We start from the raw sequence: 14861 nt of genomic DNA, 5'->3' as shown, positions 1-14861 counted from the left end.
CTGCTCCCTGCCCCCTGCTCCCCTCCTCTTTTCCCTCAATTCTTGCCAAAAGTTGACTACAATAATTCCAGATAGAGAAATCACCATAATAGCGATCGCCCAGAACCACGCCTCATTTATTGCTCCCCCTTCCACAGCAAAATAAATCGCCATTGGGATTGTCTGCGTTTGTCCAGGAATATTACCAGCCAACATCAGCGTCGCCCCGAATTCTCCCAAAGCACGGGCAAAAGCGAGCATTGTGGCGGCTGCAATTCCGGGTAATGCTAGGGGGAAACTAATGCGCCAAAAGATTGTGGTTTCAGTTGCACCAAGGGTTCTGGCTACTCGCAGCAAATTACCATCTATTTGTTCAAAAGCTCCCAATGTAGTTTTATACATCAAAGGAAAAGAAACTACGGTAGCTGCGATCGCTGCACCATACCAAGTAAAGACGATGGTGAAGTCAAAAGTCTCCATAAATTTCCCTACAGGACCATTTTTGCCAAAAAATAGCAGCAACAAGAAACCGACAACCGTAGGTGGTAAAATCAGTGGCGCAATAAAGATACTCTCAATCAACGATTTCCCTTTGCCACGATATCCCAGCATCCAGTAGGCAGCAGCGATACCCAAGAAAAATGTGATAAATGTAGCAAGTAATGAAGTTTTAAGTGATATCCAAAGAGGGGATAAATCCAATGGCATAGTTGCAAAGGGAAGAATTAGCTCAACTAATCCCTAATTTACCAACTTTAGTTAAAACATGTTGGTAAAAGTTGGTAGATTACATTTATTGTCAAAATAAAAGCACAACAATGTTGTGCTTTCGTAGTTTTTTTCTTTGTATTCAGTTCATTAGACCTCTTGCAAAAGTCCCTAACACTCTACCCCCAACCCCTTCTCGCTTGCGGGGAACTCGGGGCCCCCTCTGGGGATTAGGGGCAGGGAGACAAAGCGTAGCTTTGGCGGGGTGGAGTTCTTATTTTTGATTTATGCAAGAGGTCTATTGTGACAAAAAAATACTTTCTTAATTAGTCCAGTTGAGTGCTGTAGGCGCTAAAACCATAAGCCAAAGTTTCTTTTAAAGCATCTGATGGCTTAAGACTTCTATTGATAGCATTAGCAAACGGCACTGGAATTCCTTTAATCGTTTCCGGCAATATTGCATATTCTTGCGTTGGTTCGACACTGTATTGGGGACACTTAGCTTTTATCCCAGCAGTCGCCAACATTTCATTTATTTCAGCAGATGTATATTGCTTGAGATAAACTGGATTTCTCACAAATGGATTCAGCCTTCTGATAAAATTATGGATAATATGAGAAGGACAAGACTTGTTGTGAAAGGAATGATTAAAAACGAAAATTCCACCAGGTTTTAGTACGCGAGATATATCAGCTAGCAAATTTCTTAATTGTGCATCTGGGATATGCATAAAGACGCAGTTAGAAATTACCAAATCTATAGAATTATCTTCTAAAGGCATTATTTCAGCCGAATTGCAAATTAAGTTAAATTCAGCTTCAGGAAAAAAATTGTATTCTTGTTTAACCTTAATTAACCGCCGCAATAAAGGTTCAGAAATATCAATTCCATAATATTTTTCGCATTTCAAGTTTTTAGCTTTAGATAGATGTAAGGGTGCGCGACCATAACCACAACCAATTTCTAAAATAGAACCAACAGATTTATTCAATGGAAATTTGTTCCAAGTACCTCCAGGTGTGCCAGTTAACAGAGTGTAATCTTGTTTGATGGGCGATGTATCTGCAAGTTTTTCAACTTTTTGGGAACCATAGTATGTTTTACCAATTGCGTCCCATCTTTTTTTATGTTGAGTATTATTCAATTGTTCATAATCGTTAGGAAAATAAATTCCATCCCGTAATTCAAAGTCATTCAGACTGGATTTTACATTTGCTAATTGAGACATTATGATTATTCCTCATCAATAGTTAAATCTGTTTCCTGTTATACTCTTAACTCAGCATTAACCGCAAGCGATTTTTACTGAATTGCTTCACCTTAGCCTTTCTCAAAGTCTATAAGTGTTTTTAATTCAATGGAATATGGTTCGTAGGGTAGCACAGCTATGCTACCAAAGCACGTATTGTATCCAAAGGAAAACCATTGTAATAGCAAGCCGTTATCTGATGAGAACGGCAAGTTCGTATACAGTTCGTATACATTAGTTAATAGACTGCAACAATCGGAGGCTGCGATGGTAGAAGAGTCACAACAAAAACGGGTGGTAGTTGTAGGTGCTGGTTGGGCTGGTTTAGGAGCAACCTACCATTTGGCAAAACAAGGCTATGATGTGACGCTTCTAGAAGCAGGCCCCTATCCTGGTGGACTGGTGGCAGGTTGGCAAACAGCCGCTGGAAAATCTGTTGAAGCTGGGATTCATGGCTTTTGGTATCCTTACAAAAATATTTTTTCCCTAATCAATGAGTTAGGAATTAATCCTTTTACTACTTGGACTCGTTCTTCGCAATATTCGCCAGCAGGTTTGGAAGTTGAATCACCGATTTTTCAAGATTTACCACGGCTTCCCTCGCCACTGGGAACTTTTCTCTACACTCAATTTAAGCGGCTGCCACTAATTGACCGTCTCAGCGCCTTACCTTTACTTTATGCTGTTGTTGATTTTGACAATTCTGATGCAGCTTGGCGGCGCTATGACTTTGTAACTGCCCGTGAATTGTTCAAAGACTTTAATGTTTCTTTCCGGCTTTACCGCGATGCTTTTGAACCAATGTTATTAGTAGGCTTATTTGCGCCTGGCGAACAATGTTCAGCCGCAGCAACTTTAGGGATGCTTTACTTTTTTATTTTGGCTCATCAACCAGATTTTGATGTAGTTTGGTGTCGAGGAACTGTTGGAGAAAAGATATTTCGTCCTTGGGTAGAACGTATCGAAAAAGCTGGTGTGCGAGTATTACCCAAGCGTCGGGTTACAGACTTAATTGTTGATAGCAATCATCGAGCAAAGGGTGTGGTTTGCGGTGATGAAGTAATTGAAGCAGATGCGGTGATTTTTGCAGTTGGGATCACGGGTATGAAGAAAATTGTCTCAACTAGCCGTAGTTTACAAAGCCATGAAGAATTCCGTAATTTGAGCAATTTAGGAGGAATTGATGTTTTAGCAACGCGGCTATGGTTTGACCGCAAAATTGATATTCCTCGTCCTTCCAATGCTTGCTTTGGATTCGACGCAAGTACAGGTTGGACATTTTTTGATTTGAATGCTTTACATGATGAATATCGGGATGAGCCAGGAACGGTGATTGAAGCTGATTTTTATCACGCGAATCAGTTTCTCAATTTGAATGATGAAGAGATTTTAGCAATAGTTCAAGGTTATTTAGCAACTTGTATACCAGCGTTTCGGCAGGCAAAGATAATTGATAGCAGTGTAATTCGGTTACCGCAAGCGGTGACTCACTTTGCACCAGGCAGCTATCGTTATATGTTGCCTGCTAAAACAAGTTTTGAAAATGTGTTTATGAGTGGGGATTGGATTGTGAACCGTCATGGTTCCTGGTCACAAGAAAAAGCTTATGTTACCGGTTTAGAGGCGGCGAATTTGGTTGTGTCTTATTTGGGAGAAGGTCAGCCATCTGAGATTTTAGCAGTAGAAGAGGATGAAGTGCATATCCAAGTGGCGCGATCGCTCAACCAAACTTTCCGTAACTTGAGCAAATCTATCTTACCTGAATTTTGGTTGCCCTAATTCGTAGGGACGCAAAGAGTTAATCATTAATTATAATCTAAATTCGGTAAGCTAAAGAAAGCTATTGCGATACCATCCTTATAATGTAAATCAAACTACATAAGCTTATGGAGCCAGACTCTTTACAAACTGAGGTGATTCTAACGCATCCCCGTGAGTCCCTCGGTAAAGTGCAACTTGATTGGACACCCCAACCCGGAAACTATCTCGATTTTGAAGGTAAAACCTACGCGGTTTTAGAACGCCGCCATCGATACCAACTTAAAGGTGGGCGCTACCGCTTGCATAATATTGCCATTTACGTGCAGTCGGCTAAACGGCCATCTGAGAAAACTTTGGTAGCGGGACGTTGGGTAGTTGGCGATGCCACCTGTTCCTATAATGCTCATTCAGAAATCATGCGGTGTGCAGTCAACCCAGACGGCCCTTGCGAATCTTGCCGCTTTTATGAAAAGTTAGAAGTTGAGAGTTAAGAGTAGAGACGCGATTGATCGCGTCTGTACAGGAGTTAAGAGTTTGAAGTTAAAAGTTATTCTTCCCCATCTCCCACCCTGCGGGAAACTAAATCTACATCCCTCTCAACTACCCGCACCAAAAACTTCTCCCACAGTTAAGCGGGTACCATTAACAAAATCCCATCCCGACTGGGGACGTTTACCGGCTAGCTGAACTTCTCGCAACAGCAACAAACCTTCCCCAGTTTGGACGATCGCACCAATTCCTTTGGCAATGCTGACTACAACTCCTGGTCTGTCTGATCCATTTGACAAATCAGGCAATTTATGCAGTAAATCTTGTAATTCTGGTGGGACGCGATCGCCTACAGAACTAAAAGGAGCAGAAGCGGTGATTTTCAATAGGTTGTTACGAAAGGTAGCCGTGCAGTTAGGGTAAAAGCCTCTGATTTGATTGTGTAATTGGATAGCGCTTTTTGACCAATCCAAACCATAATCTTGTTTTTGAATCAGAGGTGCATAAGTAGCTGCTAAATTATCTTGGGGAATTGGTTGAATTTCTTTACGTTCCAACTTCAACAGAGTTTCTACCAACAAATCCCCACCGATCTCAGCTAGTTTGAAGGCTAAATCTTCGGTATTATCCAGTAATCCAATCGGTGTAGTGGCTATTTGTAGCATTGCCCCGGTATCCATCCCCGCATCCATTAACATTGTCGTGATCCCCGTTTCCCTCTCACCGTTGTACAAGCACCACTGAATCGGCGCTGCACCCCGATATTTCGGTAAAATCGAGCCATGCACATTAATACAGGCTAACTTTGGCATATTTAGGATTTTTAACGATAATATCTGTCCATAGGCGACAACAACAAACACATCTGCATCTAACTGTTTGAGTTTGGTTAAAGTTTCGGTGTCTTTTTTCACCCGTTTAGGTTGCCATACTGGTAAGTTGTGAGCAGTAGCGATCGCTTTTACAGGTGTTGGCGTAAGTTTATTTCCCCGCTCCCGGCGTTTATCTGGTTGGGTGACAACTGCCAACACCTCAAATTCTGGGTGATTCAATAACTTTTCCAATGTGGGTACAGCAAACTGCGGTGTCCCAAAGAATACAATTTTCATTAATAATTAGTTCTTAATCGTTAGTGATTAATTAATGGTAAATAATATCGGCTGTTTGGTGGTACAATATTTTCGTATTAGTGAAACAAAAGGCTTCTTGATTAACTTAATAGTTAAGTTGACAAGTGTAACAGCTAGTATCAACTGCATCTACCTTTAGTGAGCCTAACAGTTTAGTGGTGTCTCGTCACGAGCCACTAGAGCATCTACCGAGTAAATTTTGTTGTGTTCCCGATAATTTGCCCAAAATTGCCGTTAAATGCAATTGGGTTTCTGAAAAACTATTGCGTTTTCTAACTATTTCTGTAGTTGAGATTGCAGTTTATAACTTTGGGTTGCTGACAGCAGTATTTTCTGAGTATGATGTATTGTGCGTCTGCTTTAAGAGCTTTTCACGTAACGCCTCACGTTTACCATTATGAGGGATTGCCCTCTTAATATTAGTGTGTAACCTGGCTTGTTTGTTGTGTACTAGCGATCGCTAGTACGATCCCCAATAGCCGATTTATCTTACTCTTGGTTGCCAGCGTTATTACACACTAAATATCCCTTGACTAATATTTGTTTAGCAACTAGTAAGATTACATATTGTCTAGTAATTACTGACTTGTCAGCATATTTACTATACTCACATATTCTTGTACAAAAACATCCAGTACCTAAGTAATAAAAGGTGTTGACAATGATACTTAATTTTTATAAAAGTCTGCAAACTTTGAAACAAAAATCTCGTCAAAGTTTTTAGTTTCTTGTTATACATATAATTACCCCCTGCCCATTGCTGCATAGGTATTGCTTCTCACATAGCAACCGCCCCTCTAGAGAGTCTACAAATGTTTAAACCCCTTTTGCTGTCAGGATGGTTCCGCGCTCAACCATTTCTCAATTACGTTGTCGTTGTAATAATAATTGCACCCTTACTAGGGGCATCCGCTCACTCATTTCCGGTAAAATCCGAAGTATCTAAACTAACTTCGATGACTGGAGATTCTGACTCTGTATCAAAGGAAATAGCTGTAGTTGGGGAACCTGAGATAGCTGAAATATCAAAAACAGAGCAAATTGACTCCTTAATAGAAGAATTAGACTCTGTACCAACACAAAGTACTACTGTCCAGGAACCGCAAGTATTACCAGCCGCTAAAATAGAGTCTTTGGCTCAAGTACATAGTTTTGTGTCAAGCAGCGATTTAACTATTCCTAATTCTTTGGCAGCAGTTGAACTCGCACCAGTAACAGATGTTCCTGTTAGTCAGCTTAATTTAATCCGAAAACTCAAAGCTGCTAATATCAAGTCTTTAAAAGGACAAGGAAATTCTCTCTCTAGAGAAAAGTCTTTAACTGAATCATTGACAGCAACTCAAGTAGCACCAACTCTTAGAGAATCAGAACCAACCACAACAACAGAAATACCTGTATCTGAACCACGCGATGAGTCCCAAGCAGAACAAATAGATCCCATAGGTAGTCCTCATCCTATTCCTTGGAAATGGATTACAGCAACTCAAGAAGCTATTGGTTCCAAGGGTGGTTCGGGAGTGCGTCACTACCGCAGCGTACCCGTGGTTTCTCCAGATGGGAAATATGCAGTTTATAGTCGGGTGCAACTAGAGGTAAAACCCCAAATGTACAACAGCCGTGTCACTAGCGTGCTGTTTGTCCAAAATATGCACACCAAGAAATTGTGGGTGATGGCTTCAACAACTTCTGTTAGCGATCCTTTATTAAAAGTAAAGGCTGTAAAGGCTACGTCGTCAGAAGAAACCGATACGAGCGGTAAAATTGGGGTATTAGTTCCAGTTAGCTGGTCAGAAAAAGGCGATCGCTTCTTAGCACGCAAGTTTGAAGGTATATTTAATACAGGCGATTCTACAGATAGTGCAGTGATTTGGGATCGGCAAAAAAATCAAGCTAACACAGTTGCTCCTGCTAATACTAAGGAGGAGGAACATGAACAAATTGCAGTATTGTTAGGTTGGAGTAAAAGGCAACCGGATCATGTGTTGTTCCGTGCAGGTGAGTTAGGTGAGGAAAACTGGCCATTAATGGAAGTTGGTAATGATGGCAAGACTGTACCCACAACAGACGAAGATCAGCCGATTACTTTTGGTAAAAAGGTTACAGAAATTTGGGCAGGCCCACAAGTAGCCTACCGATAATTTATTAAATATTTTATATACTCCCGTTGTCAGCAATGACGATAACGGGAGATTTTTTTATGTGATAAATATTTATGGTTTTGATACCAATTCACGAAAATTCTGATACATATAGAAGATTTCTCGTAGGGGCATGGCAATGCCATGCCCCTACCAGCGTATTTGGATCATTATTAAAGTGAAATGATATAAGTCGTAAAAACATTTTACTTAAAAATAAAATTATAGAAACTTATTTATCATCTCTTTCCCATTCAGGTATGGCTCCTTTGACTCGGCGGATGGGCAAATTAGCAATTAAAGCTGTCGTTCGTTGGTTGCTTTCTAAGGAGAACTCCAAGCCCTCCGTCTCAACTTCGACATAGCGACAGACTACATCTAAGATTTCTTTCCGCATTTTTTCCAACGTTTGAGGGTCTATGTCAGCGCGATCATGAGCAATCACCAATTGCAGGCGACGTTTGACTTGAGTTCGACTGCTATCAGAGCCGCGAGAAAAAAGTCGTTCTAGAAGTTCAATCATTACGAATAGGTCTGGCGCGGAGACTGGAAGAGTAAGTTAAACAATCTTTGTCCTGAACAACCTTCGTATACGGGCGAAGATGCTGTCTTGGGACGAGTCGATCTCCAGAAATTCGACACTTTCCCCTTCTAATCTACGAGCAATGTTCTCAAAGGCTGTGGCAGCTAAAGAGGGATTTTCCGCTAACACTAAGGGTTCGCCGCGATTGGTAGATACAATAACACGCTCGTCGTCAGGGATTACCCCGATCAGGGGAATGGCGAGAAGTTCCTGAACATCTTGCACTGACATCATATCATTTGCCTGCACCATTGAGGGTCTGATGCGGTTAATTATTAAATGAACACGTTTGATACCTTGTGCCTCAAGTAACCCCACTACCCGGTCAGCGTCACGAACTGAGGAAATTTCTGGTGTGCTGACAACTAGTGCTTCTTTTGCTGGGCCGATCGCATTTTTAAATCCATTTTCAATCCCGGCGGGGCTATCGATGATCACGTACTGATATTTTTGCGCCAGTGCATTCACCAATAACTTCATCTGTTCAGGCGTGACTGCATCTTTAGAGCGATTTTGGGCTGCCGGCAAAAGTACGAGATTGGGTTGGCGCTTATCTTTCACCAGTGCTTGTTCTAAGCGGCACTCTCTGGCTAAGACTTCCACCGCAGTATAAACGATGCGGTTTTCTAGCCCTAGCAGCAAATCCAAATTTCTCAGACCAAAATCCGCATCAACCAAGGCAACTTGACGCCCCATTTTGGCTAAAGCCATGCCCAGATTTGCTGAAACTGTGGTTTTACCCACTCCTCCTTTGCCGGAGGTAATCACTATAATGCGAGTCATGATAGAAATGCGGTCAATAAGGGTTCAGAAAATATAAAACAGTAAATTGCAGTATAAAGTATGAAGTATCGTATCAAGTATGAAGAAATATCTGTTCTCCCTGATAAGGGCGAGGCATGAATATTTATGTTATTTCATCCTTTATACTTCATTCTTTAAGTAAATATTTATGGCTCTTGATTGCTCTTGGTAAATTGGTTTCTGGAAAAATCAGTAGCCCTAGCGATACGAATTCCTTGAGGCGTAATATGTGCCACCTCTGGAGAAAACTGCATTGGCGGTTTTTCTGGTGCCCTAGCTACAGCATCTGCGATCCGTAGTTGGGTTGGTTCCATTTGCAAAGCCATAATCAGACACTCACGATTGCCTCCAGCACCAGCATGAGCGATTCCACGTAGGCGACCCCAGATGATAATATCTCCATCTGCAATTACAATACCACCTGGATTTACATCTCCCAAGATAATTACTGTACCAGGATGACGAATTTCTACTCCAGAACGGACTGTTATTTCTAAATAAAGGGCATCTTCTTGGGGTATGGCTGTAGCTTTTGGCTCGGAATTCAAAGAAGTTACGGGCTGTAGTTGTTCTACAGAATACCCAGATGTGACGGCAGCGATCGCAGTTTGCCGACGACTAGTCGAGACTGATATTAGCCGCAGTTGGACTTCACTCAAAGCCTCGGCGAGTTCTTGGAGTTGTCTGGCATCTACAAGGCGGTCTTGTGCCATTAGATGCACAGGGGTATTAGATATCCGAAAGCGATCGCCTGCATTTAAACGCTGTCTTATTTGTTGCCAAATATCAGACCAAGTGAGTTCTGAGGCAGATAGTTGAGATTCCGAGGGCAGAATTAATAACAGCCGTCCCTCCTTACTTTTTAACTGGACTTGACTATTGTCATTTAGCCGATGCCCTGATATTGCTGCCTCATTGGGATTTAAATCAGTAAGAATAAAATCATCTGATACTGCATCAGTATTTGAATCTACATCTGGGTTAACAGGATTTGACTCTACATCCTCAAGGGCAGTATTTGATTTTAAATAAAGGAGGACGGATTTTAACTCCGCATCAGGGGGGATAGGATCTGACTCTACATCAGAAACAGTAGGATTTTCCTCTACCTCTGAAAGAATAGAGTTTGATTCTGCATTAGGAAGTGCAGAATTTGACTTTAGATCGGGAACAGCAGAATCAGAAGTCATGCAGTACTAGCCAAAAGACAAAGGATACACAGATTTTGGATTTTAAATTTGGGATTTTGGATTTGGATTACCCACAATCGATAGAAAGGAAGTAGCGGGAGGTTAATATAACATGAACCAAAAGATTATTTAATCTCAAATCGTTCGACTGAGCGTAACCGTACCCCTCCGGGGAAGCAAGCTACGCGTAGCGTTCCGCAGGAAAGTCTTAAATCTCAAATTGGCAGGGTCAACCTCTGATAAACTGTCCCCAAGGCATCAGTATCGCCAACGTTACCTGGAAACAGCACCACAGGTAAATCAGGAAACTGAGGATGATCGGATGGCGTTAACACCATTGAACAACCAGCTAAAATTTGACCGAGTAAACGGGCTGAAGTTAAAGCTAGTCCAGTACTCAAAACATCATTAGAAGTAATGCCACCCTTGCTGATTAAGAATCCTATATCAGATGGTAAAGCGCGGACAATATCCATCAATAAACCTGAAACTTTTTCCCCAAACTCCAATCGTGTCTTGACATCTTTAAAACTCAGTTCCTGACGGCTAGTATAAACCACTGGTGTTTTGCCAGCCTCGTGTGCGGCCCGTGTACCTTCTTGAATTTCAGTTAGCAATGCCGCAGATTGATTTGCATCATCAAGTAATCGCGCTACATTCACTTCAATTCCCACTGTTCCTTCTACTTGCAATAGCGCCTCTAATTGCTGGGTAGTTTTTTTCACATGGGAACCAATAATCACCGCACCTGGTTTGCCTTGGCGCACGTACTGCCCCATGTTTTCGGCAGCAATTGGTTGGGGTGGTAAAGCAGCTAAAGCCGTTAAAATACTTGCTGCACTGCGAAATAAAAAGCGTTTCCCTTGACTTGCCGCTGCTAATATATCTACTGCAAAGCTGTTGAGATCGGCTTGAGTTTCACCATCGACGACAGCGCACTGATTACCACTCAGTTTTAGCAAGCGTTCCAAACTACCAGCGCGAATATCAGCGAGGAGAAACCTTTCTACAGCTTCGGCCCTAATTCGTCCTTGAGTCTTTTCTTCGACATACTTGGGTAAGTAACTGTGATGGTAGCTGAAGACTGAATCACGGGCAAATTCAGTTTCATGGACTGGGGTAGGTACACCAGCAATAATTAAATAATGCACGCTGTCGCGGGTGATGCGTCCACCTTCAAAAAAAGCTGGTACAAGAAAATGAGCATCAAAGGGGCCGAGTTCTTGTGCGATCGCATCAGTTTCAATGGGATAATGTCCCCGCAAAGTAGAATCAGAACGGCTGACAATCAGAAAATCCTCAATTCCTTCCGCATTCAAAGCGATTTTCAGGTTATGGCAAACTTCTTTAGTTACAGATGCAGCTGACTCTGGCGTTAGCGATCTAGTATTAGTCAGCACAAAGAAAATCGGCGAATCATCCTGCAACCCGATGCGTAAAGTATCCACATCCCAGTGCATTAGCAGCAAGCAGCTGTGGACTGTTTGAGAACCTGTAGGGTCATCATCCAGGACAATTATTTTTGGTTTCTTGCTCATTTAGGTCAACGGGGCGATTGTTTTTTAAGAAAGTCATCAGCAAAGAAAAACTCTACTCAGCCTTTATGCAATTTTCTGATTTCTGCTTGTACATCGATCGCAATTTGCAATGATTGATTTAGCAGTTGAGCATATTCGCCTGCTTGACTACTAACTTGTAAAGCTTGCAGACTGGCTAAATTATTTACAAATAACTCTTGATTATTAGCAAGCAATTTTTTATTATCCCGCAAAATTCGTTCCGTTTTCAGAGCGCGGACTAAATCTTCTCTAATCAGTTGCAGGGCCGCGATTACTTGATCTCGGTCATGGAAACTGCTTTCTACGTTTCCTGATGCTGCCAATTGGTCATTAATATCTATGGCAGCAACCAGGTCATGATATTTATCAACTTCATCTAAAAGTATTGTCAGTCCTTCAGGACAGGTCAACTGTCGCCAGAGCCATCGCCCCACTAATATTGGCATTGGCACTAAAATGAGTAAAAGAATTCCCAGTCGAATTGAAGAACCAATTGTTGGCAGAATAATAAATGCGTAAACAAAACCAACAATTATTGGCGTTAGCGCCAGCGTCACCAGCATTTCATTGATAAAAAACCCTAATCGCTTCTTGCTGTCTCGCAAAACAGAGGGGCGAAAAACGTCTTCTGGATCGAACCCAGTCAAACGTCTTAATTCCCCCTTACTAATTTCCAAGCCTATTAAGTCCGGCTGCACGGCTGGATAACTCCTATGGAAGCCCAAGTTGCGTATTTATTTTAATCGGGTTTGGTAGAGAAGCAATGGGTGGTTACGTATAGTTATGATAAAAAGCAGATTGTGGAACACGATTAGATAAAGCTAAAAATCATTTACACTTATTTACTGCTCTATTTTGGATACAATGCAGTACTTATGTAGGCGATCGCATTTAAGCGCACATTAAGTTGAGTATTATGACCATAAAACAACAATTGATAACTTTTGATGTTGCAAATGCTGAAAATGCATCTTCTCAGATGAGCGCAAAACTAAATTATCGTTCGCAAGCTGCCGAAACCAGCATTAATGCCGATACTTATGTACACTCACCTTATAGAGTGGGCGGAACATTTAAATTTAGTTGATGCGTTGAGTAGGGCATTGACTGAGGCTGGTATTTAATCATCATATTTGCCAAATTGCACCACTTCTACCCAGGAAACCAGTTTTCATCTAAAATTTGTTCTAAAGAGCCAAGCAGTGCAACAGGGAATGTATCAATGGGAAGTTGAGAGCGATCGCTTGCTTCTGCTCTTGCATCTTGATAACATTCATCAAATATTTCTAAAATGTAAGGTTTAAAACTAGGACTATCTTTGAATTCATCCTTAATCTCTCTACGGAATGTCCTGATTTCCCCTTTCCAATGCCCTTCATTGTGCTCCCGTTCCATATCCCAGTATGTGAGCTTAAGCAGATGTTCAAAAAGTCGAATTAACAGACTTTTCACTGTTCGCTTTTGGCTCCTACCCATACTTTCTAATTCTTCTAACAAATTATCTAAATCCACAGATGAAAACTGACCAGCGCGAAGTTGGTTGATGGTTGTCCTGAGCCAAAGGTAATAATCTTGGTCGTATAAAGTCTGATTTTTGGGTTCTATTTGTATCACCATACACTTGCTAAATTCCTATTTTTTGTATTAATAACTGTGTGTTTTATACACCAATTATGCTTCAGGTTTTGAATACCAAAAATCGCCTATAATCTCTCAAAAAAAATATCCTCTGTAACACCATCATAATAAAGAAAGTTGAGTTGTTGGTTGATTAATTATATAAGCGACTGGTCTGTATGTGAATTAACGATGCTCCCGGAAGTTTTCAGGCTTTTCTTAATTATTCTGTGATCGTAAATAGAGCATACTCTAGGGGCACGAGCCAGCTCATTGGTGTCAACAAAAGCCTAGAAATAGCAAAACTTTTGGCTTGATTCACCCGCCTGGAACTAAATTTCTTGGCTACAAGCTTTAGTCTACTGAAGTAGACTAAAGATTTTAGGTATATTTTAGTCATCAACAATTGACTATAGCGATCGCATTAGTAAGGGTTGTATCGCCAAAAATTCTAACTACGTTACTGGTAGAGTATAGCGATGTCTTACGACAAGCCGCTTTGCGTCTACGCTCGAATGGAAGCAATACACTTTGACCTCACTTCCATTCCTCTCTCCTAAAAGGAGAGAGGGTGTTGATACCAATTCTCTAAAATAAGGAAACAGATGTAAGCAGGGATTGCCTTGCTGCATCTAAATTTTTCAATTGCGAATGGGCAAAAAAACGAATTGCGAATTGGTATGAGTTTTACTCCCCAACGCTACAAGGGTTGGGGCTGTTCTTGTTAAGTCTGTATTTCATCCAATTAAGAACCGCTATAGATAAACGTTAAAACTTAAATTTTTTCTACCAGAAATAGGTATCTTAAATTTTTTGCGACACAATCTCTAGAACAGACTGATTCTGACAGATTTATAGTAGTCCACCAAAGAAACTTTGCGGGGTTTATGGTAAGAAAATCAAGTTCTTTTCTTCCTCTGCTTCCCCTGCCTGCCTTCACCCATCATTTTTGGGTTGGTCGAGTACTAGTCCTTCTGCTTCAAGGTGAGCTAGGTAGATAATCTTGTAGCCAGTAACAGCTGAGTGTGGCTAAACTAGCCTAGTTCAAATTCCACAGCTTGATGGTATTATTACTGATAAAGGCGATCGTTTGTTCATCCGGGCTGAAGCTGATATTCCACACAATATCAGTAGTGTCCACTCAGCGTCTTGATGGGCGTGCCGTCTTTTTTCCACAGCTTGATGGTCTTATCTCCACTGGCAGAGGCGAACGTTTGTCCATCCGGGCTGAAGCTGATACTCCACACAGCATCATTGTGTGCCCTCAGCGTCTTGATGGGCGTGCCGTCTCGTTTCCACAGCTTGATGTTGCCAAACCCATCGCCAGAGGCGAACGTTTGTCCATCCGGGCTGAAGCTGACACTGAACAAAGTACCCTTGTGTCCCCTCAGCGTCTTGATGGGCGTGCCGTCTCGCTTCCACAGCTTGACGGTCTTATCAAATCTAGCAATAGAGGCGATCATTTGTCCATCCGGGCTGAAGCTGACACGGCTCACAAGAGCATTCTCACTCAGCAAACCATCGTCACTCTGCGTGGTGTCACTCAGCGTGGTGATCAGCGTGCCGTCTTTTTTCCACAGTTTGATGGTGCCATCCCAACTGCCAGAGGCGATCGTTTGTCCATCCGGGCTGAAGCTGACACTGTACACAGGA

14 protein-coding genes are annotated in these 14861 nt (G+C 41.8%); 4 read left to right on the top strand and 10 right to left on the bottom strand.

Translation table 11 applies throughout. From position 1 onward, the window contains the following. Positions 1 to 687: molybdate ABC transporter permease subunit (gene modB / locus ACFE90_RS27175; protein ID WP_375505522.1), on the bottom strand; the 687-nt coding region annotated here is incomplete at its 3' end. A gap of 326 nt (positions 688 to 1013) precedes the next feature. Then, positions 1014 to 1916, bottom strand: a complete 903-nt coding sequence (locus ACFE90_RS27170) for a class I SAM-dependent methyltransferase (RefSeq protein WP_375505521.1) — start codon at positions 1914 to 1916, stop codon at positions 1014 to 1016. Positions 1917 to 2204: 288 nt separating this feature from the next. Between ACFE90_RS27170 and ACFE90_RS27165 the strand changes: the two genes are divergently transcribed. Continuing rightward, the gene (locus ACFE90_RS27165) at positions 2205 to 3716 is read left to right on the top strand and encodes an FAD-dependent oxidoreductase (protein WP_375505520.1); all 1512 of its coding nucleotides are present in this window, start codon (positions 2205 to 2207) and stop codon (positions 3714 to 3716) included. Positions 3717 to 3823: 107 nt separating this feature from the next. Next, positions 3824 to 4189, top strand: coding sequence for a DUF6464 family protein (locus tag ACFE90_RS27160; RefSeq protein WP_375505519.1), 366 nt, complete (start codon positions 3824 to 3826; stop codon positions 4187 to 4189). 105 nt (positions 4190 to 4294) lie between these two features. Here the strand turns inward: ACFE90_RS27160 and fmt are convergent, their stop codons facing one another. Beyond that, a complete protein-coding gene (gene fmt, locus ACFE90_RS27155; protein WP_375505518.1) occupies positions 4295 to 5296 on the bottom strand; it encodes a methionyl-tRNA formyltransferase in 1002 nt (333 codons plus the stop codon). 833 nt (positions 5297 to 6129) lie between these two features. Between fmt and ACFE90_RS27150 the strand changes: the two genes are divergently transcribed. Next, a complete protein-coding gene (locus ACFE90_RS27150) occupies positions 6130 to 7455 on the top strand; it encodes a hypothetical protein (RefSeq protein ID WP_375505517.1) in 1326 nt (441 codons plus the stop codon). Between the two features lie 232 nt (positions 7456 to 7687). Here the strand turns inward: ACFE90_RS27150 and minE are convergent, their stop codons facing one another. The 5 genes from minE to ACFE90_RS27125 form a co-directional block, all read right to left on the bottom strand. Beyond that, positions 7688 to 7978 carry a cell division topological specificity factor MinE gene (minE, locus tag ACFE90_RS27145; RefSeq protein WP_375505516.1) on the bottom strand — a complete coding sequence of 97 codons (291 nt, stop codon included), beginning with the start codon at positions 7976 to 7978 and terminating at the stop codon, positions 7688 to 7690. 36 nt (positions 7979 to 8014) lie between these two features. Then, positions 8015 to 8821 (bottom strand): septum site-determining protein MinD, encoded by an 807-nt coding sequence (gene minD, locus ACFE90_RS27140; protein WP_104908781.1) that lies wholly within the window; start codon positions 8819 to 8821, stop codon positions 8015 to 8017. 167 nt (positions 8822 to 8988) lie between these two features. Then, positions 8989 to 10032: a septum site-determining protein MinC gene (gene minC / locus ACFE90_RS27135; protein WP_375505515.1), complete on the bottom strand. Its 1044-nt coding sequence runs from the start codon at positions 10030 to 10032 to the stop codon at positions 8989 to 8991. Positions 10033 to 10247: 215 nt separating this feature from the next. After that, complete coding sequence (locus tag ACFE90_RS27130) at positions 10248 to 11570, bottom strand: four-carbon acid sugar kinase family protein (RefSeq protein ID WP_375505514.1); 1323 nt, start codon at positions 11568 to 11570, stop codon at positions 10248 to 10250. 56 nt (positions 11571 to 11626) lie between these two features. Further along, complete coding sequence (locus ACFE90_RS27125; RefSeq protein ID WP_375505513.1) at positions 11627 to 12289, bottom strand: hypothetical protein; 663 nt, start codon at positions 12287 to 12289, stop codon at positions 11627 to 11629. 218 nt (positions 12290 to 12507) lie between these two features. Here ACFE90_RS27125 and ACFE90_RS27120 point away from each other — a divergent pair, with 218 nt between their 5' ends. Further along, positions 12508 to 12678, top strand: a complete 171-nt coding sequence (locus ACFE90_RS27120) for a hypothetical protein (protein ID WP_375505512.1) — start codon at positions 12508 to 12510, stop codon at positions 12676 to 12678. Between the two features lie 65 nt (positions 12679 to 12743). Here ACFE90_RS27120 and ACFE90_RS27115 read toward each other — a convergent pair whose 3' ends face one another. Together ACFE90_RS27115 and ACFE90_RS27110 are read right to left on the bottom strand one after the other, a co-directional pair. Beyond that, positions 12744 to 13208 (bottom strand): DUF29 domain-containing protein, encoded by a 465-nt coding sequence (locus ACFE90_RS27115; protein WP_375505511.1) that lies wholly within the window; start codon positions 13206 to 13208, stop codon positions 12744 to 12746. A gap of 1127 nt (positions 13209 to 14335) precedes the next feature. Then, positions 14336 to 14857: a WD40 repeat domain-containing protein gene (locus ACFE90_RS27110; protein ID WP_375505523.1), complete on the bottom strand. Its 522-nt coding sequence runs from the start codon at positions 14855 to 14857 to the stop codon at positions 14336 to 14338. Between the last annotated feature and the right edge of the window lie 4 nt (positions 14858 to 14861).

This window comes from uncultured Nostoc sp., from assembly GCF_964245445.1.
Lineage (GTDB): Bacteria > Cyanobacteriota > Cyanobacteriia > Cyanobacteriales > Nostocaceae > Nostoc.
This window is presented reverse-complemented; position numbering and strand designations above follow the sequence as displayed.

Bases quoted from the DNA above. Each gene is read 5' to 3' on its own strand.
- ACFE90_RS27170 (WP_375505521.1), bottom strand. From the start codon at position 1,916: ATGTCTCAATTAGCAAATGTAAAATCCAGTCTGAATGACTTTGAATTA.
- ACFE90_RS27165 (WP_375505520.1), top strand. From the start codon at position 2,205: ATGGTAGAAGAGTCACAACAAAAACGGGTGGTAGTTGTAGGTGCTGGT.
- ACFE90_RS27160 (WP_375505519.1), top strand. From the start codon at position 3,824: ATGGAGCCAGACTCTTTACAAACTGAGGTGATTCTAACGCATCCCCGT.
- fmt (WP_375505518.1), bottom strand. From the start codon at position 5,296: ATGAAAATTGTATTCTTTGGGACACCGCAGTTTGCTGTACCCACATTG.
- ACFE90_RS27150 (WP_375505517.1), top strand. From the start codon at position 6,130: ATGTTTAAACCCCTTTTGCTGTCAGGATGGTTCCGCGCTCAACCATTT.
- minE (WP_375505516.1), bottom strand. From the start codon at position 7,978: ATGATTGAACTTCTAGAACGACTTTTTTCTCGCGGCTCTGATAGCAGT.
- minD (WP_104908781.1), bottom strand. From the start codon at position 8,821: ATGACTCGCATTATAGTGATTACCTCCGGCAAAGGAGGAGTGGGTAAA.
- minC (WP_375505515.1), bottom strand. From the start codon at position 10,032: ATGACTTCTGATTCTGCTGTTCCCGATCTAAAGTCAAATTCTGCACTT.
- ACFE90_RS27130 (WP_375505514.1), bottom strand. From the start codon at position 11,570: ATGAGCAAGAAACCAAAAATAATTGTCCTGGATGATGACCCTACAGGT.
- ACFE90_RS27120 (WP_375505512.1), top strand. From the start codon at position 12,508: ATGACCATAAAACAACAATTGATAACTTTTGATGTTGCAAATGCTGAA.
- ACFE90_RS27115 (WP_375505511.1), bottom strand. From the start codon at position 13,208: ATGGTGATACAAATAGAACCCAAAAATCAGACTTTATACGACCAAGAT.